This window comes from Mesorhizobium sp. M1006 (assembly GCF_040318825.1).
Taxonomy (GTDB): Bacteria; Pseudomonadota; Alphaproteobacteria; order Rhizobiales; family Rhizobiaceae; genus Mesorhizobium.
This window is the reverse complement of record NZ_JAMYMZ010000038.1, coordinates 1-20,797: the sequence shown is the minus strand read 5'-3', so window position 1 is coordinate 20,797 and position 20,797 is coordinate 1. Positions and strand designations below refer to the sequence as shown.

Here is a 20,797-nt window from a genome sequence, read left to right as displayed (position 1 = left end):
AGCGCACGTCCTTCGTTATTTGGCGCTTCGTGCGTCGATGAGATCCGCGGTCGTATGGCTTAGGCGATCGGCAAGAACCCGCAATATCTCGATGGTCATTTCCGGGAACTCCCTCATAAGCCTCAGGAAATGATCCTTGCGGATTCTCAGGGCTTCCAGCGGACTTGCCGCTCTGACGGTGGCAGTGCGGGAGCTGTTGCACAATATGGCGATCTCGCCAACGATCGAATTTGGCTCCAGTTCGGCAACTTTTATCGGTCCGCTGTCGGAATCGACAAGAATATCCGCCCTGCCTGAAAGGATGACATAGGCGGCGTCTCCCTCGTCGCCCTGCCGGAAAAGGATCTGGCCGGCGCTGTAGCTCACACGATCGGATGTGAACGCAAGCAGCTTGAGCTTTGTCGGCTCGATGGCAGAGAACAAGGGAACGCGTTGCAGCATTCCAACTTCATCCTTGAGCAGCATTGTCGCAAACCTTCCAAAATTCGCGTTTGCCAGACTAGAGCAACGGACGCCCAGATGGAATCAATTCTCTTTCCGGGATGGCGAGACAAACCACGCGAAAGGTGGCGAGCCCGATGTCGTGCACCGGCAGAATGATCCCATCTGAATGTCCGTTGCTCTATGACAACAGTTCCTTGAAGATACCGTTCCCTGCCAAAAGTGTCTCGTGTGTTCCGTCTTCCGCCAATTGACCCGAGTCGAAGACGATAACGCGATCGAACATCATCGCCATTGCCGGATTCGTCACGACCCACACAATTGCCGGCGAATGGCCGTCGCGCCTGGCTTCCTCGAGCACATTTCGCAGCACCTTATCCTGCATGCGCTGGTCGAGCGCCGACAGCGGCCGGTTGAGAATGAGAAAATCGGGACGCTTGAGCAAGGCCCGGGCAACATCGAGCTTCTGTCGCTGTCCACCGGTCAGCCGCCTGCCGCCGGAGCCGACGTTGAAGTCCAGGCCGACATCCAGAAGTTCGCCATAAAGCCCAAGTTCGTCAAGAATGTCATAGACGATGGAGCGTATGCGGTCGGGCGCGTCGGGATGATTGTTGCCCACACGCCCGAACAGGACATTATCCATGACGGTGGCCGCGGCAATGTATTTGGCAGGATCATACCGTTCGACCGCATTGTGCAGCTCGGGCGGCAGGTCTTCATAGAACCGGTTGCGTGCAGCGACGATCTTGCTCATCAGCTCGTCGCTCAGCAGGCCGAAGCGGTGCCGGGGCTCGATGTAGGCAAAGCTCAAGGTAACGATCATGGCGCGATCGTTCTCCGAAACCGCCTCGTAGGGACGGTTCTTGAGCCGTTGCAGCAAGGTTTCGTAGGCGGGTATCTCCTCCGCGCTCATGAAGGCGAGCTGCTGGAAGAACTGGTGATCGGGCGGCAGGTCGGCAAACAGCTCGATCGCCTGTTTGGCGATCTCCAAGCCCATTTCGTAGAGCGTTCGGTCGAGGCCGGCTTGCCTCAGCACGGAAGCAAAATAGGGATTGGCCGCCAGGGCCCTGTCGGCCAGTTCAGGGCCGGCGGCAGCGCCGAAGAGCAGGTTTTGGCCGATCGTTGCTTCCTTGTTGTAGGCGCCCGGTTCGAAAGGAACCACCAGTCCGCTCAGCCCCTCTTGTTCCAGCCGGGTCCGCAGCGCCGCACGCAGTTCGACGATCCGCCTGGCAAGCTCCGTGTGACGCGTGAGGTCGGCCGAAGAGCGCAAGCCGAGATCCAGAATGTCACGCGACAGAACAACCGCGTCGAGCACCCGGCGCACGGCTTCAAAGAGGTCGTGCGGGCCGGTAGCGCCAGCGGAAGCATAGTTGATCCAGTCGCTGTGGATATCAAGATCCGGATTGCCCGACCGGCGCGCCTCGTGAATGTTCCAGCGTTGCTGATCTGCCGCAGCACCGTCATAAGGCACCGATGTCAGCGGCGCATGCTTCAACCCGTAGAGCAGGTTGTCGCGGAGGCTTGCCTGGAACAGGAAAACATCCGACGAGGCATACGACATGCGCCGGCCGGTTACTGCTTCGGGGAGTTCAAGCAGGTCGTCGGTGCCCGAAGCGACCCTTCCGCTGTCCGGCCAGGTCAGCCGCGCGAAGGCTTCTGCAAGCGCCTCCGCTCCACCTGTTGCGGTACTGACCAGTGCCACCGTCTCACCCGGCTTGACCTGGAGGGAGATACGGTTGAGGAGCATTGCACCACCATCGTCTGCTACGGACAGATTGATCGCCGACAGCGGCTTGGTCATCGGATCGGGATCGTCGATCGTCAATGCCCCGATTTTCGGCGCGATGAGACCTTCGACGGTGAACTGTTCAACGACCTGTTGATATTTGACCTGGACATCCTGCCGATCCTGATCCCAGTCGATCAGTTCCTTCATCGGTCCGGGCAGGTCCTTGTAGGCGCCGATCACGGCCACGAGCTGGCCGACGTCCAGCCGCCCCTCAAGGACCAGATACCCGCCGATCATGTAGAACAGAAAGGGCGTGAGCTGCGCGAGAAAATTGTTGAGGAACTTCACCATGAATTTCCATTGGTAAAGATCGAAGCGGATCTTGAAGATGAGCCCGAGCCGGGCAGCTATGTCGGCGCGCTCGTAGTTTGATGTATCGTGGACGTGAACCGCGCCGATGCCGTCGACGATTTCGCCAACCCGGCCCGAAAGCGCGCGCGCCGTCAACTGCCGTTGGCGCCCGAGCACGATCAGCCGCCGCCGCATTCGCGGGATGAGCACGATCTGGATCGCCACGATCACGACCGCTATCATTCCGAGCCAGACGTTCTGGATCATGATGAACAGCATGGCCGTCAGCGCTTGGCCGCCGAGCAGTACCGGCTGCAGGAAGGCGTCGCCGATGAAGCCGCCCAGCGGCTCCACCTCGTCCTTCACCATGGTCGCCACTTCGGCGGATTTCACCCGCTTGAAATAAACCGGCGGAAAACGCAGCACACGGTCGACCAGATCGAAGCGGATACGCCGCAGCATGCGTTCGCCGAGGCGGCCCTTGTAGGTGTTGATGTAGAATTTGAACAGGCCGTTGATGACGACTAGCAAGAGGAACACAAGGCTCAGGGCAAACAGGGTCTCCTTGCGGTCGAGCTGAAAACCGGAGAAGAACTGGACCTCTCCAACGAACGGCAGGTTATAGTGTAGCCTCATGAATGGCTGGGTCGCGCCCGGTTGCTCGAAGCCGCGACCTTGGATCGGTCCGTTGACGATCAGCTTCGGCAGGTCGAAGGACATGAAATACGGGATCATCGAAAGCACGACGATCATCAATATCCAGAGTTGCTGCTTCTTGGTGTGCGTCCAGATATAGCGGGCTAGGCTGGCTTCCATATGCGACTGTGGACCCTTCAGTTGGAAGGATGCAGGATGTAAAAGCACCTGCTGGCGAATGGCGTATCGGCAATTTCTTCATCGCCAACGACAAGCTCGAAGCTGCTGTGCACGGACATTGTCCTGCGCTCAACGATGCAAGAAACCTGCGAGGCGGCGCGATCCAGTTCCGACGCATGGTCGATGGCATCGACATGGGCATTGTTGATCGGCGAAGACAGCGGCTGGCCAAACGGTCCGCGGCTTTCGTAGGGCTTTGGCGAACAGCCGAGCGGCACGAGGCCGCAGCTGCGCGGCTGGTGCTGGCGGATGGACGCCGATGATCCGGACAGATGCAACAGGCTCTCTCCGGCACCGGGCAATAGCCAAGCGGCTTGCAGCATGATCACGTCCGCGGAATCAAACAGTCTTGCGGGAGGCAAGATTGCGTTGTGTCGCCCAAAATCCCAACATACAAGACGAATTATGATGGATGTCACGCAACCACGCAATGCCATGGACTGGCACGAGCAAGCCTTAGACCTCACGCGGGGAATTGCTGCTTATGTCAACTGCCCTCTCGTGGCAGGGCTGGCGCGGGTCGTCGCCAAGCATCCGAAGGCCGATATCGCCAACGCCTTCAACCACAAGCAGGTCGCCTGCAAGATGTGGGCGCTCGACAGGCTGTTCGAAAGCGGCGGCGGCCGCTTCGGACGCATATGGGTTCTGGGTGGATGGTACGGCGTATTGCCGGCAATGCTTTTCAACGACGCCCGCTTCGACATCGCGGCGGTCGATAGTATCGACATCGATCCCGAAGTCGCGCCGGTCGCCCGGACCCTCAACCGGGAAGCCGGCGACCGGTTCCGGGCGCTGACGGCAGATATGTACGCACTCGACTATGCGGCCGGGCGGCCCGATCTGATGATCAATACGAGCTGCGAACACATAGCCGATCTGCGCGCCTGGCTTGCTCTGCTTCCGCCGGGCACGAATGTACTGCTGCAATCGAACGATTATTTCAGCGAGCCGACGCACATCAACTGCGTGGCTTCGCTTGCAGCCTTCGAGGAAATGGCGGCGCTACGGGAGGTGCGGTTCTCCGGCGAACTGCCGACAAAAAATTATACGCGCTTCATGCTGATTGGAACTGTTTAATGCATTTCGCCCAAAAGCGCGTAGCGGTTTGGGCCAACGACACGCATAAAAACAGGACTTGAAGCGCGTCGCACGAATCTCACCAGACGCGACGCGCGTTAGGGCATTTGCAGGAAAGTGTGGAAACGGCTTTCCGTCCGGAATTGCGTCAAAACAAAGAGACAGAGCGGTTCTGCGTGAAACGATGAACCGCTCTAGGATCTATCGTCTGTTTAATCATGAACTTTTCCGAAACCGGGCCCCACGTTTAGGGACCATGTTCGATGCCGCTCGCGCAGGATTTGCGCGGAGCGACGCGCGCCTTCCAGATCGAGACGATGCGCAGATGGCGTCGGTTCCACAAGCGCTTGTTCGACCGCTTGCGCCAAACCTTCAGGCGTCAGGTCCTTTTCCATCAGCACCGTTGCAAGACCGAGTTCTTCGAGCATCAGGGCGCGAACCGTCTGTTCGGTTTCCCCGCCGGCTGCAAATGGGACGAGCAGGGAGCGACAGCCCGCGCGCAGGACATCGCAGACCGTGTTGTAACCCGCCTGCGAGACTGACAGGCGGGCGCCGGTCAGCAGGCTGGCGAAATCCTCGCGGAACCGGAAGATGGACAGGCCCGGCGTGGCATCGCGTGCGATCGCGTCAAACTCGTCTTTCGGCAGGTTTGGGCCGGTGATCAAACACCATTTCCAAGCGTTGTTGGCATTCCGCGCCGCTGCGATGGTGGATCTGACAAGGCTCTTTCCGGCAGCCCCGCCGCCAACTGACACCAGAACGTCGAAGCGCTCGGAGGCCGCGGGCGACGGCGGCGCGGCAACGAGCCCCGTGTAGGTGACCTCGGCCCTGATCGCCCCAGCCAGTGGAAATGTCTTGTCGATGGTTGCGAAAGCCGGATCGCCGTGGACCATAACAAGATCGAAATGCCCGTTGATGAGATCGACCGTTTCCTCGTTTCGGCCCAGCTTGACGCGCTCCTGGAGGATATCACGGACGGACGTCGCCAGCAGCGGTCTGGGCGACGTCGCGTCGATGGCCTCGATCAGCGGCAAGAGTTCGAAACGCATCTGCCGGCGTCCAAATGGAAACGCCTCGACAATGACGATATCAGGCCTGCAATCCCGGAATGCCTGCAGCAGCATCTCTGAACGCCATTTCTTGAAATCATCGTCGATCGGGTTGCCTTGCAGGTCGACAAGTCCCGAAAATCCTTCATCACCGGAGGTGACAGGTGGCAGAGTTACAGATTGTACACCCAGTCCCGGAAACCCGGCGATCGGCGCTCCGCCGGTCACGACGGTAACGTCAAACCCGTCATCGACCAGAGCCGCCGCAATGCGGCTGGCGCGCGCGAGATGGCCGATGCCGAGCAGGTGCTGGACATAGAAGAAAGCGCGCAGCCGCTTCATTCGGCGGCCCGCCACTCCCGCTCGAACAGTTCCTTGAGCTGTCCAATGCTTGCCATATGATCGAAATTGCCGCGCACGCGCCGCTCTGCGGCGTCGCCGAGGCGGTCGCGGAGCACGGGATCACGGATCAGGCGCTCCAGCGCCTGTGCCAGGGCAATCGGGTCTTCCGTCGGAACCAGCAACCCCGTTTCATCCGGCGATAAAAGCTCCGGCACGCCGGAAATATCGGTCGACACGCAGGCAAGCCGCTGGCTAGCCGCCTCCACCAGAACGTTCGGCAGACCGTCGCGGTCGCCAGTTGCGGTGATCCTGCAGGCCAGGGCGAAGATGTCGGCACGGCGGTAGTGCTCAAGCACCTCCTCCTGCGCAAGCGCGCCTTTCCAAGAGACGCGACCATCCAGGCCGAGCTTTTGCGCCAGCGCCTTGCACCGTTCCAGTTCTTCGCCGCCGCCGATATGCTCGAAACGCCACGCCAAATCGCCGGGCAACAGGGCAAGGGCCTCCAGCAACGTATCGTAACCTTTCTTTTCAACGGCGCGCCCGACACTCAGAACGACAACCGGTTCGTCCGGAGCCGAGCCGTCATGCTGCTTTCGCGCCTCGCCGAAACTGCCGAAGCGATCAAGGTCGAGCCCATGATAGCTCAGATGCACAGACGAGTTGCCGTTAGCGAGTTTTTTCAGACGATCGAAGCCGGTTTTCGTGCAGGTGACCGTCCAGCGCGCCGAGGAAAGCTTGCCGGCCAGATCCCAGTCCGCCGAAGTCCAGATGTCCTTGGCATGGGCAGAGCAGGTCCAGGGCTGGCCACGAAGCTGGCTGGCATAGCGCGTCACCGATGCAGGCGTGTGCGCGAAATGTGCATGCAGCCAGCCCGCGTTTTCCGGCCATTCGGCCGCCAGCACGAGCGCTTGCCCGAAGCGGCGCGCGCGATTGCGCGTAAAGTCGCGGGGCATATCGGCAGCCAGCGATCCGAGCGCGCGCCAGAAGCCCGGACGCAGCACATAGGCAAACAGCGAGCGAAGCACGCGCAGCGGCTCTTCATGCAGATATTCCGGCAGATAATGGACGGGCGCTTTGATCTCGTCATGCACGGGGTGGCGTTTTTCGTCGGTCGGCCGCCTGAGCGCGACGAGTATCAGGTCGAACCCCGCACGCTCAAGACCGAGCAGTTCCTGCGCGATGAAGGTTTCGGACAGCCGCGGATAACCCTTCAGAACCACGACGATCTTGCGATGTTGCAACTCAGGTCATTCCTTCAATGACCGAAAGGTGATGGCCGGCCCGCCGGTCGAGCAGTTCCGCAACGATTTCGGAAATATGAGGCAGCCCTTCCAGCGTCAGATGCGGATTGCTCTGCGATGGGCGGGGCCGGTCCGGCAGCACCTTCAGTGCATCAGCAAACCGCCGGGAATCCTCGGCTTCTTCCGGCAAAAGCATCTCGATGAGGCCGAGTTCGGCTGCGCGCCGTGCGCGGATCAGTTGTTCCCGGCGGGGCTCGACGCGCGGCACGATCAGCGCCGGCTTGTCGAAAGACAGTATCTCGCAATAGGTGTTGTAGCCGCCCATCGCCACTACCGCCTTGGCGCCGGCAATCAGGTCTTCCATGCGGTTGTCGAACTCGATGATCTTGATGTAAGGGATCTTGGACCCCTTCTTGAGCAGCTTGTTGCGCTTGCGCGCCGGCATGTAAGGCCCAAGCACGATCAGGGCTCTATGCTGCAATTGCGGATCCTGCTGATAGGCATCGATGACGTCGTGGATCAGATCGGCGCCGTCACCGCCGCCACCGGTAGTAACGAGGATATAGTCGCCCTCGGGCCGGTGGCCGGGCAACTCGTTCCGCTGCAGGCTCCGTTGCAGGAACCCGACGAACCTCATCTTTGCCCTGACAGCCGGGGGCACATCCAAGCCCGTCAACGGATCGTAGAAATCCGGCGGACCATAGGCCCAGACCTTGTCATAGAAGACGCCTATCTTGCGCATCACGTCTCTGCGTGCCCACTCTGCTTCGAGCAGATGCGGCGCATCCATCACCTCGCGCAGGCCAAGCACCAGCGTGGTGCCCCGCGTCTTGAGGTAGGACAGCGTGTCCTCAATCTCACCGCGCAGGCCGAGCGGTTCCTTGTCGACGATGAAGATATCGGGCCGGAAGGTCTCAGCTGTATGGCGGATGATCGACTGGCGCATCCTTAGCGTCTCATGCAGATCGATGTCCTTTTCCAGCGAGGTGTATTCGCCGTTGCGCAGCTTGATGACGCTGGGGATCTTCACGAAGTCGACACGGGCGCGGTAATCGAAGGCGCCAGCTATAGTCGCACCCGAAATGATGAGCACCTGAAGTCCGCGGAAATCCTCGACCAGTGAATGCGCGATAGTCCGGCAGCGCTGCAAATGGCCGAGCCCGAACGTGTCGTGGCTGTACATGAGAATTCGAGCGTTTTCTGCGTGCTGGGTCATTGTTGAACGTCTCTTAGAATTCTCGCCTTGAGGACCGTGAGCGACCCGCAGGATTCGAAATCATCCTCGCGGGTCTACCGACCTGTTCTGAAACATGAGGGCGCAATTTTCAATTCGTATTACAAAGAGGGTCCATATGCTGAAACCAGGAAGCTACGTCTGCTCAGCGGCCTGCTTGCCACGTGGTCCAGAAGAACCTGCATCATTTCACTGGTATTGACCATCTCGGATTCTCGGCGGCCTTGACCGCTGCGAAAAACGTGGAAACTCCAGAATGGAATAAGATATGGGCTGGGTACTTCACTTCGAGCGTCTAAGCCAAGCTCCTAAACCATGATGTGCCTTGGCGGTGGGAAGCCGGAGCGTTGACGGAGTAGGGGACGCGTTCGAACCGCCTAGATCTTGACTTCTCAGACCAGAATCTAGGGGTCAGGAGTTCGACTCTTTTCGGGCGAGCCAATTGAACTCACTAGCTTTTTGGACGCCATGGGCGCATGAACTCGCCGATTGCAGGCGTGTCAAAGCTGACCTGTTTGCCGCCAACGACAGCGCCGGCCTTCGGGCCAGCATCCGAGTCTTCGATCCCTTTTCCGGTTGTACCGCGCAGGTAATATTCGGCTTCCATATATATTCGAGATTGAGGGCGAACCGGAAAAAAATGTCTTCGCCTTTGACCTCATCCTGTGCATAGGCCCGGGAAACCGGGGCAAGGCCGGTGGCCGAAGCGAGCGTTGCTCCCAGGCCAAACTGCAACGCGCGGCGGCGCGAAACACGAAATGCAGGCGTGACGCGGATCATGGCTTCCTCCCAAAAGCCCGCCGGCATCAAACATTTTGGCACCTCAAAAGCGCACCTGCGCTCCCAACTTCAGGAGATGTGGAATGTTTCTCAATCGCCTTGAATGATCTCACCGATGGTCGAGCAACTAGGTTTCCTCGACCCTAGCCTGATGTCAGCCGACGCACACTGCGCTGTAGCGGCGCCGGATCTGCCGGCAGCAAAAATCCCGCCGCTGCGGTCGTCCGAAGTACGCTGTCGATAAAATCCAGGACTTTTGCGTATCGATTTCGGACCAAGGTCCGTCTTGTAGAATACTGTATTTGAACAAAGCTAGGTAACAGCCGACTTTCGGATTCGAAAGTCCTGACGTTTTTCATCTGAAACCCATCCTGGCGGGAGGGCGACTCGAAGGAGGAACTATGAAAACGCGCACCTGTCTATTCGCGACTGTAGCCGCTCTCACCCTTGTCGCATCTCCGGTACTCGCTGCTCCCGGGGGCAATGGCAATGGCAACGGCAATGGCGGCAGCAACGGTAACGGCGGAAACTCGGCCGGGGCCGGCTCGCAGGGACACGGAGCCGCCACTTCCGCCGCGGCCAAGGACAAGTCGACGACCGGCGTTGCTCATGCAATGGCGGTCGTTGCCACGACACCGGCCTCACCGCAGGCTACGCTGGCCTTGCAGGCAGCGCTGGACAGGAAGGCCGCGAAAGACGCGGCAGACACTGCCGACGACACCTCTGACGAAACCGAGTAAGCATTCCAAACAGACCACTTGTCGCGTTGAAAGCCGTGGTTCGCCGCGGCTTTTTCGTTTCCCGACGACGAACTCTCAAGGTGAACAGCGCTTCCAGAAAAAAGCTGCTCCACGGCGGCACTGAAGCTACGCTAAGGCCAAACGACGCCGCATCGGCGTCGGATTCGAGTGCATTCGAGGAGATCCCATGGCCGGCTTTGTCGACCGCGAGCGCGCAACTGACCTGATGCAGCGCGCCGGCATCGAGGCGCTGGTGCTTTGCGAGCCCGAGGCGTTCCAATATGCCACCGGTGCCTGGATCGGCCCGGCCGGCCTGTTCCGGCGGGCCGGTGCCGGTTTCGTCGTTATTTCCAAGCGAGGCGACCTGCCGCTCGGCGTCGTGGTGGCGGATTTCCAGGCTGCCCGGCTCCGGGCGGCGATGGCCGGCGCCGTGCTGCGCACGCATGCGATCTGGATCGAATCGGCGTCGCTCGAGCCGGCGACGGCCGACCGGCCTGTTGCGCAGCGCATCGAGGCCGGCCTGGTTGGCCGCGCCCCCGGTTTTTCACGTCCGGCGACCTTCGAGCTTGCCCGCTCCGTCCGCGAGCTGAAAACGATCCTCGCAGAATTCGGGCTGGAGCGTGCGACGCTCGGCATCGAGCTGGATTTCGTCTCGGCCAGCGATTTTTCCGCGATGCAGGCAATGTTGCCGGGCACTGCCCTGGTCAACGGCTCGCCGGTTCTCGACAGGCTGCGGGCAATCAAATCGCAGAGCGAGATCGACCTTCTGCAGCAGGGCATCGCCCTGTCGGAAGCCGGCCTGTCGCGGCTGCAGCAGCATGCGACGACCGGCATGCGTCAGTCTGAGCTGGTCGCGCTTTACCGGCAAGGCGTCGCGGATGCAGCCGCCGGGTCGTCGCAGCAAATCTCGACGGCGGAATACGTCACGCTGGGCGCTCGCCCAAAAGGCGCCGACGTCGTCGCCGCCGCCGGCGATCCGCTGAAGGCCGACATGGTGTGCAGCGTGAACGGCTATGCCTCGGATATGTCGCGGAATTTCACCTTCGGGCCGCCGTCGCCCGAACAGGCCGAATTGCATGCGATAGCCGAACGCGCCTTCGCCGACGGGCTTGCCGCGCTTATGCCCGGAAAGCCGTTAGCCGCCGTGCATCGCGCCGCCAGCGAAAGCCTGGCGCGCCAGGGCCTGCGTTCCTATCGCCGCGGCCATTTCGGCCACGGCGTCGGCAATTCCGTGTTTTCCGAGCAATGGCCGTTCATCTCGGCCGACAGCAATGTCGTGATCGAGGCCGGCATGGTGCTGGCATTCGAAATCCCGCTCTACATCGACGGTCTCGCCAGCTTCAATCTCGAGGACCAGTTCCTGATCACCGCCAACGGGCCGTCGCCGATGAACCGCCTGCCGAGGCGCCTGGATATTATCGCTTGAATCCAGCCGTTATCTGGCGCTGGCCACGCCCCTGCGGAAATCCGACGGCGACATGCCGGAAAGCTTGCGGAACGACTTGTTGAAGGCACTGAGCGAGCCAAAGCCCGATTCCATGGCGACGCGCAGCACATTGGCATCCTGATGCATCAGCAGCGCCTGCGCGTAGCTGAGGCGCAGCAAGTTCACATATTCATTGAGCGTCATGCCGGTCGATTTCTTGAATATGCTCATGGCGTATTTGGGATGGATATCGGCCGCCGCGGCGATGTCGACGCAATCGATCTCGTAGAGGAAATTCTCGGCGATGAAGTCGCACATGCGCCCGACATTGCGCAGCGATTGCTGATCGAAGGGACTGCCTATCTCCTGTTCGACCGGGGTTTCGGGCACCAGCCGGTAAGGCTCGAAGCGCACCCGCTCCAGCCGCAGCAAAAGCTCGTTGACGGCATGCTCGGCCTTGACCGGGTCGCCGGAGCGGGCATAGCGATTCCAGCGCTCGAAATTGTGGTCGTCCGACCGGTCGGTGGCGTCGGTCACCAGCGTCGCGCCGGTCATCAGCCTGTTGCGGACATCGACGGGCAAATGCAGCCGGAAGAAATGCACCAGCGGCAAATGCGCGCCGGCATAGATGGCATCGTCGGACGCTTCGTCCATCTGGTGCGGCAGGCCGCCCCAGAACAGGCACATGTCACCCGCAGAAAGCGAAAGCCCGTGCCCGTCCATGCGGTAATGCACGGCGCCGCGCACGATGAAATTCACCTCGACCTGGGCGTGCCAATGCGGCTTTAGCATCACCAGGGGCTGGGTGTGGAACATCTGCAGCAGCAGCGGCAGGCCCTCCACGCTGCTGGCGCCAGGCTGGTAAAACGGCCTTTCCGGCATCTTACTTTCCGCTCATTTCTTATTCCCTTTGTCGCGGACAAGGCTTTCCCGAGGCCTAGTCTAGCCACGCTCGCAAACAGAGAGCAACTGAAATGGGAGGATTTCAATGCGCATAAAATTGACCTGCGCCGCGCTCGCGCTTGCCTTGGGCTCCAGCCCGGCCTTTGCGCAGTCCGGTGAAATCACGATCTGGAGCTGGAATATCGCCGCTTCGTCGCTGAAGGCCACCATAGCGGGCTTCAACAAGCAGTATCCCGACATCAAGGTGACGGTCGAGGACCTTGGCAACCAGCCGACCTACGACAAATCAATCGCCGGCTGTGCCGCCGGCGGCGAGGGGCTGCCTGACATCGTTACGATCGAGAACGGCGAAGCCGAAAACTACTGGAGCCAGTTCCCGGATTGCTTCGTCGACCTGCATACGCTCGGCTACACCGCGGAAGACCAGGCAAAATTCCCCGACTTCAAGCGTACCGAGCTCGAGGTTGACGACAAGGCCTATGCGATGCCCTGGGATTCCGGTCCAGTGGCGATGTTCTACCGCCGCGACTTCTACGAGAAGGCTGGCGTCGATCCGTCCTCGATCAAGACCTGGGACGACTTCATCGCCGCCGCCAAGAAAATCCAGGCCGCCAATCCCGGCGTCACGATGACCAACGCCGATTTCAACGGCGATTCCGAATTCTTCCGCATGATCTCCAACGAGCAGGGTTGCGCCTACTTCTCCGCCGACGGGCAATCGATCACGGTCAACCAGCCCAAATGCGTCGATGCCATGACCAAGATCAAGGAGATGAAGGACGCCGGCATCATTTCCTCTGCCGACTGGAGCACCAAGATCACCAACAACACCGCCGGCAAGGTCGCCACGCAGATGTATGGCGGCTGGTATGAAGGCACCGTGCGCACCGAATCGCCCGATGGGGCAGGCAAATGGGGCGTCTATCTGATGCCGAGCCTGACCGCCGACGGTCCGCGCGCCGCCAATCTCGGCGGCTCCTCGCTCGCCATCACCTCGGTGTCGAAGAACAAGGAAGCCGCCTACGCCTATCTGAAATACACGCTTGCGACGAATGAGGGCCAGATCACCATGCTGAAAGGCTTCGGCCTGGTGCCGTCGCTGATCTCGGCGCTCAACGACCCTTATGTCTCCGAGGGCCTGCCCTATTGGGGTGGCCAAGCCGTGTGGAAGGACATCCTCGGCACCTTGCCCAAGGTCGTCCCCAGCCGCGGCACGCCGTTCCAGAGCGACGCCGAAATCATCATCCGCGCGGTGCAGACCAAATATCTGGCCGGCGGCTATCCCGACGCCAAGGCAGCGCTCGACGATGCCGCAAGCCAGATCGCCGCGGCGACCGGCCTGCCCGTCAAGTCGTGATCTAGACGAGGCGGCTCCGAGCGCGCGGCTCCCCTTCTCCCCTTGTGGGAGAAGGGGAGCCGAAGGCGACGGATGAGGGGTGCTCCAGCTTGGCGCCGGCGGCACTCCGGCCATCACCCCTCAACCGTCTCGGCGCTACGCGCCGATCTACCTTCTCCCACAAGGGGAGAAGGCAAGAACTTGAAAGCAGAAAGGAGGAAACGATGCGCTACCAGAACGCCACGGCGTATCGCTTCCTCGCGCCGTATCTGCTGATTTTTTCGATCTTCTGGCTGTGGCCGATCATCGATTCCTTCCTGATCTCGTTCCAGGCGACGCGCACCGTGCCGTGGCGCTTCGCGCCGACCTTCAACTGGGGCCGGCTGATCGGCGATCCGGCCTTCTTCAATGCCTTGAAGAACACATTGCTGATCCTTGTCATCCAGGTGCCGGTGATGATTTCGCTGGCGATTGTGATGGCGGTGCTTTTGAATTCGCCACTGCTCAAGGCCCGTGGCCTGTTCCGCTTTGCCTTCTTCGCGCCGGTCGTGGTCGGCGAGGTCGCCTATTCGGCGGTTTTCCGGCTGATGTTCAATCTCGACTACGGCATCATCAACAAATTGCTGAACAGCATCGGCCTGCCCAGTGTCGACTGGTTTACCAACGTCACCCCGGCGATGGCGGTGATCATGATGGCGGTGACGTGGCGCTGGGCCGGCTACAACGCCATCATCCTGCTCGCCGGCCTGCAGTCGATTCCCGAGGATGTCTACGAGGCGGCGACCCTGGACCGGGTCAGCAAGGTCAAACAGTTCTTCTACATCACGTTGCCGCTGCTCAAGCCGATCATCGTGTTCTGCGCCGTGCTGTCGATCATCGGCACCATGCAGCTGTTCACCGAGCCCTTCCTGATCACCGAGCGCGGCGGGCCGGGCGGCGGCACCGAAACGCTCGGGCTGCTGCTTTACCGCCAGGGCTTCCGGTCGCTCAATTTCGGCTACGCTTCGGCCGTCGCCTACACCATGGCCGGGCTGGCGATCGCCATTTCGCTGGTGCAGATATGGCTGACGAGGGAACCGAAATGACCTCGCACTCAAGAGTCAGCCGCTCCCAGGCCAGATTGGGACGCAGCATCGCGCTGCATCTGTTCCTGACGCCGCTGGCACTGGTCTGGCTGTTTCCGCTATGGATGATGGTGGTTTTTTCGACGATGCCCGACAACGGCATCTTCAGCCCCGACATCGAGCTTTTGCCGCATGGCAATTTCCTCGACAATGTCAGCAATCTGCAGCGCGGCACCAATTTCATCGGCGCCATCGGCATCTCCGTCTCGGTGGCGGTGACCTATACCTTCCTGTCGGTGATGCTGACCTCGATGGCCGGCTGGGCGCTGGCGCGTTACAACTTCTTCGGCAAGGGCATGGTCGTCGCCATCATCTTCGGCACCATCACGCTGCCCTATGCGGTCGTGCTGATCCCGCAATTCATCATGGTGGCGCGCGACTTCAAGCTCGCCAACACCTGGGTGGCGCTGATCGTGCCGCCGCTGTTCAATTCGCTGGGCGTGCTCTTCATGCGGCAGAGTTTTTCGATGATGCCGCACGAGCTGTTCGACGCCGCTAAGGTCGAGGGCGTCAAGGAATGGCGGATATTCCTGTTCGTCGCACTGCCTCTGGCGCGGCCGATGCTGGCGGCGCTCGCCATCATCCTCTTCCTTGCCTCCTGGAACAACTATCTCTGGCCGCTGCTGATCAATTCCAAGCCGGGCGCGATGACCGCGCCCGTGGCGCTCGGCACGCTGATCGGTCTCACCAAGGTGTCCTGGGGCGGCATCATGGCGGGCGCGGTGATGCTGACGGCGCCAATGCTCGTCGTGTTCGTGCTTCTGCAGCGCCATTTCGTTGCCGGCATCGCCGCCGGCGCCATCAAGTAAGGATCAGCATGGCGGCAGTCACACTCAAAAACGTCATCAAGCGCTTCGGCGTCTTCGAGATCGTCCACGGTGCCAATATCGACATCGATGACGGCGAATTCGTCGTCTTCGTCGGCCCTTCCGGCTGCGGCAAGTCCACGCTGCTTCGGATGATCGCCGGACTCGAGGACATCAGCGACGGCGAGATCGCCATTGGCGGCAAGGTGGTGAACGACGTCGAGGCGGCCGATCGCGGCATCGCCATGGTGTTCCAGTCCTACGCGCTCTATCCGCACATGACGGTCGAGCAGAATCTGAGCTTCGGCCTGAGAATGACCGGCAACCCCAAGGCAGATACCGAGCGGCGGGTGAAGCGGGCTTCCGAAATCCTGCGTATCGCCGAGCTGATGAAGCGGCGGCCGCGGCAATTGTCGGGCGGCCAGCGCCAGCGCGTCGCCATCGGCCGCGCCATCGTGCGTGAGCCGCAAGTGTTCCTGTTCGACGAACCGCTCAGCAATCTCGATGCCGAGCTCCGGGTGCAGATGCGCGTCGAGATATCGCGCCTTCATAAGGAACTCGGCGTTACCATGGTCTATGTGACGCACGACCAGACCGAGGCAATGACGCTGGCCGACAGGATCGTTGTGCTCAACGCCGGCAATATCGAGCAGATCGGCGCGCCGCTCGATCTCTACGACGACCCCGCCAACCGCTTCGTTGCCGGCTTCGTCGGCTCGCCGAAAATGAACTTCCTGGCGGCAAAAATGGTCGGGGCCGACAACGGTGCGGCGGTCGTCCAACTGGTCAATCATCGCGGCGCGCGACTGCGCAAGCCGCTTTCGGATGCCTTGCCTGCAACAGGCGGCGATGTTGTGCTTGGCGTGCGGCCGGAGCATTTCTTCGACGCCGGCCAGGGCGATTGCGACCTTACCCTCAAGGCCGACGTCGCCGAGCACTTGGGATCGGTGAGCTATGTCTATGCCAATTCCGGTACCGGTGGCGGACGCGAGGAACTGATCATCGAGCGCGAGGCCTCGCGGCATCGCGCGAACGGCGACGACCTGGTGGTGTCGATCAAAGCCGACCGCTCGCTTCTCTTCGACGCCACCGGCGCACGCATTCGCTAACCCATCTTTCTTTTGTCCGATCGCGATTGCTCGCGGCCACCCCACGGAGATTTGACATGACGTCCAAACCAGAAAAAGTTCGCTGGGGCATTCTCGGGCCCGGCAACATCGCCAAGGCTTTTGCCGGGGGCGTCGCCCATTCGCGCACCGGCACATTGGTCGCCTTAGGGGCGCGCAATCCCGGCAAGTCGGGGCTCACCGAGGCTTTCCCCGGCGCCCGCATCCTGGACGGCTACGAGGCTTTGGTTGGCGATCCGGATGTCGACGCGATCTATATTTCGACGCCGCATCCGAGCCATGCCGAATGGGCGATCAAGGCGGCCGAGGCCGGAAAGCACGTGCTTTGCGAAAAGCCGCTTGGCCTGACCGCATTCGAAGCCGACGCCATGATCCATGCCGCGCGCAAGGCCGGCACCTTTCTCGGCGAAGCCTTCATGTACCGGCTGCATCCGCAGACGGCCAAGCTGGTCGAGCTGATCAGGGCCGGCGCGATCGGCGACATCAAGATGATCAAATCCAGCTTCGGCTTCGCCATGCCGGGCTTCATGCCGGAGCACCGGCTTTACGCCAAGGATCTCGCCGGCGGCGGCATTCTCGATGTCGGCGGTTATCCCGTCTCGATGGCGCGGCTGATTGCCGGCGCAGCAGTGGGAAAGCCCTTCGCCGAGCCGGACAAAGTCGTCGGCGCTGCGCATCTCGGCCAATCCGGCGTCGACGAATGGGCGTCGGCGCTGTTGCATTTTCCGGGCGGCATCGTCGCGGAAGTGTCCTGCAGCATCTCGCTCGCTCAGGACAATGTCTTGCGTATTCTCGGCAGCAAAGGCCGCATCGAGGTGGCGGATTTCTGGTATGCCGGCGGCCAGCAAGGCGGCACCGGCGAAATCCGCATCATCCGTCCGGGTGACACCGAGGTGGTCGAGGTCACGGAGGACGGCTGGCTGTACGCATTTGAGGTCGACGCCGCCGGCGAGGCCATTCTCGGCGGAAAGCAGGAGTTCGCCTGGCCCGGCATGGGCTGGGCCGACAGTCTCGGCAATCTGCGCGTGCTCGACAAATGGCGGGCCGCAATCGGGCTCGAATACGACATCGAGAAACCGGCAAAGCGCGTCAACACGATCTCCGGACGGAAGCTGCGCTCCGGCGGAACCGCCATCCCCAAGCGCAGCATTCCGGGCCTGCCGCGGCCGGCCTCGTGCCTGGCGCTCGGCTTCGAGGATTTCCGCACCTTTTCGTCGGGCGCCATCCTGCTCGATGCCTATTTCGAGGCCGGCGGCAATCTGTTCGACACCGCCTTCGTCTACGGTTCCGGCTATACCGAGACGCTGCTCGGCCAGTGGCTGAAGAACCGCGGCGTGCGCGAGCAGTCGGTGGTCATCGGCAAGGGCGCGCACTCGCCGCTCTGCTATCCCGACGTCATCGGCAAGCAGCTCACCCAGTCGCTCGAACGGCTGCAGACCGACCATATCGACGTCTATTTCATGCACCGCGACAATCCGGACGTGCCGGTCGACGAGTTCGTCGATGCGATGGACCGCGAGGTCAAGGCCGGCCGCATTCGCGGTCCGTTCGGCGGCTCGAACTGGACGATGGACCGCATGGACAAGGCGATTGCCTATGCCGAGCGCACCGGCAAGCAGAAGCCCGGCGCGCTTTCCAACAATTTCTCGCTGGCCGAGATGCTGGAGCCGATCTGGGCAGGCTGCGTCACCTCCTCCAGCGACGAATGGAAGGCCTGGCTCGCCGCCCGGCAGATGCCGAATTTCGCCTGGTCGAGCCAGGGCCGCGGCTTCTTCACCGACCGCGCCGGGCGCGACCGGCGCGATAATGAGGAGCTGGTCCGGGTCTGGTATTCGGAGAGGAATTTCGGCCGTCGCGACCGCGCCATCGAGCTCGCCAAACGGCTGGGCAAAAGCCCGATCCACGTCGCGCTCGCCTATGTGCTGGCGCAGCCGTTTCCGTCCGTCCCGCTGATCGGGCCGCGCACGCTCGACGAGTTGGAAGACAGCCTCCAGGCGCTCGACATCTCACTTTCGCCGCACGATCTCGCATGGCTGGATAGCGGTTCGGATCAGGCCCGCGCGCGGGCCTGACGGCAGCGGCAGTCGCTTCGGCCTACGCTGCGCCCTTAGCTTCCGGACTGTTTGCACGGCCCTTACCCTCTCCCGCAAAGAACCGGGAAAGGGTAAGAATGAGGTCAGCGCAAAGGCCACTGGAAGTTAGGCAAGACAGATGCTCGACATCGCACCGACGAAACAGGCTGCCACCTGGCTCGATTCCTTTGCCCGGGCGCTCGAGGCCGGCGACGTCGAGGCGGCAACCAATTTGTTCGTCGAGGACTGCTACTGGCGCGATCTCTTGACCTTCACCTGGAACGTCAGGACGATGGAGGGCCGCGTCGCGATCCGCGACATGCTGGCGGCGACGCTGGCAACGACAAAACCTGCCCGGTGGCAGCTCAGCGGCGAAGCGACTTCGGACGAAGGCACGATCGAAGCCTGGTTTTCTTTCGAGACGTCATCGGCGTGGGGCCAAGGCATCATGCGCCTCAGGGACGGCAAATGCCGGACACTGTTTACCGCGATGAGCGATCTCAAGGGGTTTGAGGAGCGCAAGGGCCCGGCGCGGCCGCTGGGTGTCCGCCACAAGGCCGATCCGGAGCGCGAGACCTGGCTGGAGGCGAGGGCGCGCGAGACGCGTGAACTCGGCGCCGGCCAGCAGCCTTATTGCCTGGTCATCGGCGGCGGCCAGGGCGGCATCATGCTGGGCGCCCGGCTCCGGCAATTGGCCGTGCCGGCCATAGTCATCGAGAAGAACGCTCAGGCCGGCGATTCCTGGCGCAATCGCTACCGCTCGCTCGTGCTGCACGACCCGGTCTGGTACGACCATCTGCCCTACATACCGTTTCCCGAGAACTGGCCCGTGTTCACGCCCAAGGACAAGATGGGCGACTGGCTGGAGATGTATACGCGCGTCATGGAGCTCAACTACTGGACCTCCACGACATGCGTGAGCGCGTCCTATGACGAGACCGAAAGGGTCTGGACGGTCGAACTCGATCGCGCCGGCGAGCGCATCACGCTAAAGCCGAAGCATATCGTCTTTGCGACCGGCGCCTATGGCCCGCCCAGGCGCATCGACCTGCCGGGTGCCGATGTCTTCAACGGCGAGATCCTGCATTCCAGCCAGTATTCCAGCGGCGAGAAATTCCGCGGCAAAAAGGTCGCCGTCATCGGCGCCGCAAGTTCCGGCCATGACGTCAGCGTCGACCTCTGGGAGAGCGGCGCCGAGGTGACGATGGTCCAGCGCTCGCCGACGACGGTGGTCAAGTCGGACACGCTGATGGAGATCGGTTTCGAGATCTTTTCGGAAAAGGCGCTGGCCCGCGGCATCACCACCGAGAAGGCCGACATGATCGTCGCCTCGACGCCGTTCGCGCTGCTGCCGCAAGGCCAGCGGGCGCTTTACGACATCATCAAGGCGCGCGACGCGGCCTTCTACGATCGTTTGCGCGGCGCCGGCTTCGCCATCGATTTCGGCGACGACGAGACCGGGCTCCTGATGAAGGCCTACCGCACCGGCTCGGGCTTCTACATCGATGTCGGCGCTTGCGACCTGATCATCGACGGCGAGATCGGCATCCGCAGCGGCGTCGGGATCAAGTCGCTGACGCAGACAGGCATCCTCTTCGACGACGGCACCGAACTGGCGGCCGACGCAATCATCGCCTGCACCGGCTATCTCTCGATGAACGAAACGGTGGCGGCGATCGTCTCGCGCGAAGTCGCCAACAAGGTCGGCCCGTGCTGGGGGATTGGCTCGGGCGTGAAAGGCGACCCGGGTCCATGGCAAGGCGAATTGCGCAACATGTGGAAGCCGACGGCACAGGAAGCGCTGTGGTTCCACGGCGGCAATCTGGCGCTGTCGCGCTTCTATTCGAAGTACGTCGCGCTGCAGATCAAGGCGAGGATGGAAGGCATTGCGACGCCGGTTTATGGAGCGGCGGGGCGGTGAAGCTGTGATCTCCCCCCTTGAGGAGGAGATGGCCGGCAGGCCAGAGGGGGTCGCCGCGCGTCGAGCGCCAGCCTCCATCCGTTGCAGGAAGACGAGCCCGGTCGAACCGACCCCCTCTGTCGCCTTCGGCGACATCTCCCCCTCGAGGGCAGGGCTATCGCATATGAGTGATGGCATTGATGAGATAGTCGTCGTTCCAGGCGCATTTCTTGATGCGATGGC

Annotated in this window: 16 protein-coding genes and 1 pseudogene; 9 read left to right on the top strand and 8 right to left on the bottom strand. The window is 61.7% G+C overall.

Translation table 11 applies throughout. The features are described from left to right. Positions 1-15 precede the first annotated feature (15 nt). The 3 genes from NKH60_RS26420 to NKH60_RS26410 all read right to left on the bottom strand — a co-directional run bounded on the left by NKH60_RS26420 (position 16) and on the right by NKH60_RS26410 (position 3,675). On the bottom strand, positions 16-465 hold the full coding sequence (locus NKH60_RS26420; RefSeq protein WP_023675957.1) for a cyclic nucleotide-binding domain-containing protein: 450 nt from the start codon (positions 463-465) through the stop codon (positions 16-18). A 157-nt stretch (positions 466-622) separates the two neighbouring features. Beyond that, complete coding sequence (locus tag NKH60_RS26415) at positions 623-3,337, bottom strand: ABC transporter transmembrane domain-containing protein (protein ID WP_352770398.1); 2,715 nt, start codon at positions 3,335-3,337, stop codon at positions 623-625. 17 nt (positions 3,338-3,354) lie between these two features. Further along, positions 3,355-3,675 carry a hypothetical protein gene (locus NKH60_RS26410; protein ID WP_352491729.1) on the bottom strand — a complete coding sequence of 107 codons (321 nt, stop codon included), beginning with the start codon at positions 3,673-3,675 and terminating at the stop codon, positions 3,355-3,357. Positions 3,676-3,805: 130 nt separating this feature from the next. Between NKH60_RS26410 and NKH60_RS26405 the strand changes: the two genes are divergently transcribed. Then, complete coding sequence (locus NKH60_RS26405) at positions 3,806-4,474, top strand: class I SAM-dependent methyltransferase (protein WP_352470917.1); 669 nt, start codon at positions 3,806-3,808, stop codon at positions 4,472-4,474. Positions 4,475-4,686: 212 nt separating this feature from the next. Here NKH60_RS26405 and NKH60_RS26400 read toward each other — a convergent pair whose 3' ends face one another. From NKH60_RS26400 to NKH60_RS26385, 4 genes and pseudogenes are all read right to left on the bottom strand, one after another. Further along, on the bottom strand, positions 4,687-5,865 hold the full coding sequence (locus NKH60_RS26400) for a glycosyltransferase family protein (RefSeq protein ID WP_352834886.1): 1,179 nt from the start codon (positions 5,863-5,865) through the stop codon (positions 4,687-4,689). Continuing rightward, positions 5,862-7,106, bottom strand: coding sequence for a glycosyltransferase (locus NKH60_RS26395; RefSeq protein ID WP_352834889.1), 1,245 nt, complete (start codon positions 7,104-7,106; stop codon positions 5,862-5,864). The genes NKH60_RS26400 and NKH60_RS26395 overlap by 4 nt, the downstream gene beginning before the upstream one ends. 1 nt (position 7,107) lies before the next feature. Next, positions 7,108-8,322, bottom strand: coding sequence for a glycosyltransferase family protein (locus NKH60_RS26390; RefSeq protein WP_352450264.1), 1,215 nt, complete (start codon positions 8,320-8,322; stop codon positions 7,108-7,110). A gap of 490 nt (positions 8,323-8,812) precedes the next feature. Further along, a pseudogene (locus NKH60_RS26385) lies at positions 8,813-9,120 on the bottom strand (ferritin-like domain-containing protein); the annotation flags it as partial. A gap of 401 nt (positions 9,121-9,521) precedes the next feature. Between NKH60_RS26385 and NKH60_RS26380 the strand changes: the two are divergent. Both NKH60_RS26380 and NKH60_RS26375 read left to right on the top strand, forming a co-directional pair. Further along, a complete protein-coding gene (locus tag NKH60_RS26380; protein ID WP_023675950.1) occupies positions 9,522-9,860 on the top strand; it encodes a hypothetical protein in 339 nt (112 codons plus the stop codon). Between the two features lie 187 nt (positions 9,861-10,047). Next, the gene (locus NKH60_RS26375) at positions 10,048-11,286 is read left to right on the top strand and encodes a M24 family metallopeptidase (RefSeq protein WP_352834892.1); all 1,239 of its coding nucleotides are present in this window, start codon (positions 10,048-10,050) and stop codon (positions 11,284-11,286) included. A 9-nt stretch (positions 11,287-11,295) separates the two neighbouring features. Here NKH60_RS26375 and NKH60_RS26370 read toward each other — a convergent pair whose 3' ends face one another. Further along, a complete protein-coding gene (locus tag NKH60_RS26370; protein WP_352491733.1) occupies positions 11,296-12,168 on the bottom strand; it encodes a helix-turn-helix domain-containing protein in 873 nt (290 codons plus the stop codon). 106 nt (positions 12,169-12,274) lie between these two features. Between NKH60_RS26370 and NKH60_RS26365 the strand changes: the two genes are divergently transcribed. The 6 genes from NKH60_RS26365 (at position 12,275) to NKH60_RS26340 (ending at position 20,575) form a co-directional block, all read left to right on the top strand. After that, entirely contained in the window at positions 12,275-13,546 is a 1,272-nt protein-coding gene (locus tag NKH60_RS26365) for an extracellular solute-binding protein (protein WP_023675947.1), read from the top strand. 203 nt (positions 13,547-13,749) lie between these two features. Further along, entirely contained in the window at positions 13,750-14,610 is an 861-nt protein-coding gene (locus NKH60_RS26360; RefSeq protein ID WP_254817930.1) for a carbohydrate ABC transporter permease, read from the top strand. Then, positions 14,607-15,458 carry a carbohydrate ABC transporter permease gene (locus tag NKH60_RS26355; RefSeq protein WP_023675945.1) on the top strand — a complete coding sequence of 284 codons (852 nt, stop codon included), beginning with the start codon at positions 14,607-14,609 and terminating at the stop codon, positions 15,456-15,458. Before NKH60_RS26360 ends, NKH60_RS26355 begins: the two co-directional genes overlap by 4 nt. Positions 15,459-15,466: 8 nt before the next feature. Further along, positions 15,467-16,564: an ABC transporter ATP-binding protein gene (locus NKH60_RS26350; protein ID WP_352820759.1), complete on the top strand. Its 1,098-nt coding sequence runs from the start codon at positions 15,467-15,469 to the stop codon at positions 16,562-16,564. 56 nt (positions 16,565-16,620) lie between these two features. Beyond that, positions 16,621-18,654, top strand: coding sequence for an aldo/keto reductase (locus NKH60_RS26345; protein WP_352820761.1), 2,034 nt, complete (start codon positions 16,621-16,623; stop codon positions 18,652-18,654). Positions 18,655-18,793: 139 nt separating this feature from the next. Beyond that, positions 18,794-20,575 carry an NAD(P)-binding domain-containing protein gene (locus NKH60_RS26340; RefSeq protein WP_352614661.1) on the top strand — a complete coding sequence of 594 codons (1,782 nt, stop codon included), beginning with the start codon at positions 18,794-18,796 and terminating at the stop codon, positions 20,573-20,575. Positions 20,576-20,797: the final 222 nt, after the last annotated feature.

Coding starts and splice junctions, on each gene's coding strand:
- NKH60_RS26420 (WP_023675957.1), bottom strand. CDS start 465: ATGCTGCTCAAGGATGAAGTTGGAATGCTGCAACGCGTTCCCTTGTTC.
- NKH60_RS26415 (WP_352770398.1), bottom strand. CDS start 3,337: ATGGAAGCCAGCCTAGCCCGCTATATCTGGACGCACACCAAGAAGCAG.
- NKH60_RS26405 (WP_352470917.1), top strand. CDS start 3,806: ATGGATGTCACGCAACCACGCAATGCCATGGACTGGCACGAGCAAGCC.
- NKH60_RS26400 (WP_352834886.1), bottom strand. CDS start 5,865: ATGAAGCGGCTGCGCGCTTTCTTCTATGTCCAGCACCTGCTCGGCATC.
- NKH60_RS26390 (WP_352450264.1), bottom strand. CDS start 8,322: ATGACCCAGCACGCAGAAAACGCTCGAATTCTCATGTACAGCCACGAC.
- NKH60_RS26380 (WP_023675950.1), top strand. CDS start 9,522: ATGAAAACGCGCACCTGTCTATTCGCGACTGTAGCCGCTCTCACCCTT.
- NKH60_RS26375 (WP_352834892.1), top strand. CDS start 10,048: ATGGCCGGCTTTGTCGACCGCGAGCGCGCAACTGACCTGATGCAGCGC.
- NKH60_RS26370 (WP_352491733.1), bottom strand. CDS start 12,168: ATGCCGGAAAGGCCGTTTTACCAGCCTGGCGCCAGCAGCGTGGAGGGC.
- NKH60_RS26365 (WP_023675947.1), top strand. CDS start 12,275: ATGCGCATAAAATTGACCTGCGCCGCGCTCGCGCTTGCCTTGGGCTCC.
- NKH60_RS26360 (WP_254817930.1), top strand. CDS start 13,750: ATGCGCTACCAGAACGCCACGGCGTATCGCTTCCTCGCGCCGTATCTG.
- NKH60_RS26355 (WP_023675945.1), top strand. CDS start 14,607: ATGACCTCGCACTCAAGAGTCAGCCGCTCCCAGGCCAGATTGGGACGC.
- NKH60_RS26350 (WP_352820759.1), top strand. CDS start 15,467: ATGGCGGCAGTCACACTCAAAAACGTCATCAAGCGCTTCGGCGTCTTC.
- NKH60_RS26345 (WP_352820761.1), top strand. CDS start 16,621: ATGACGTCCAAACCAGAAAAAGTTCGCTGGGGCATTCTCGGGCCCGGC.
- NKH60_RS26340 (WP_352614661.1), top strand. CDS start 18,794: ATGCTCGACATCGCACCGACGAAACAGGCTGCCACCTGGCTCGATTCC.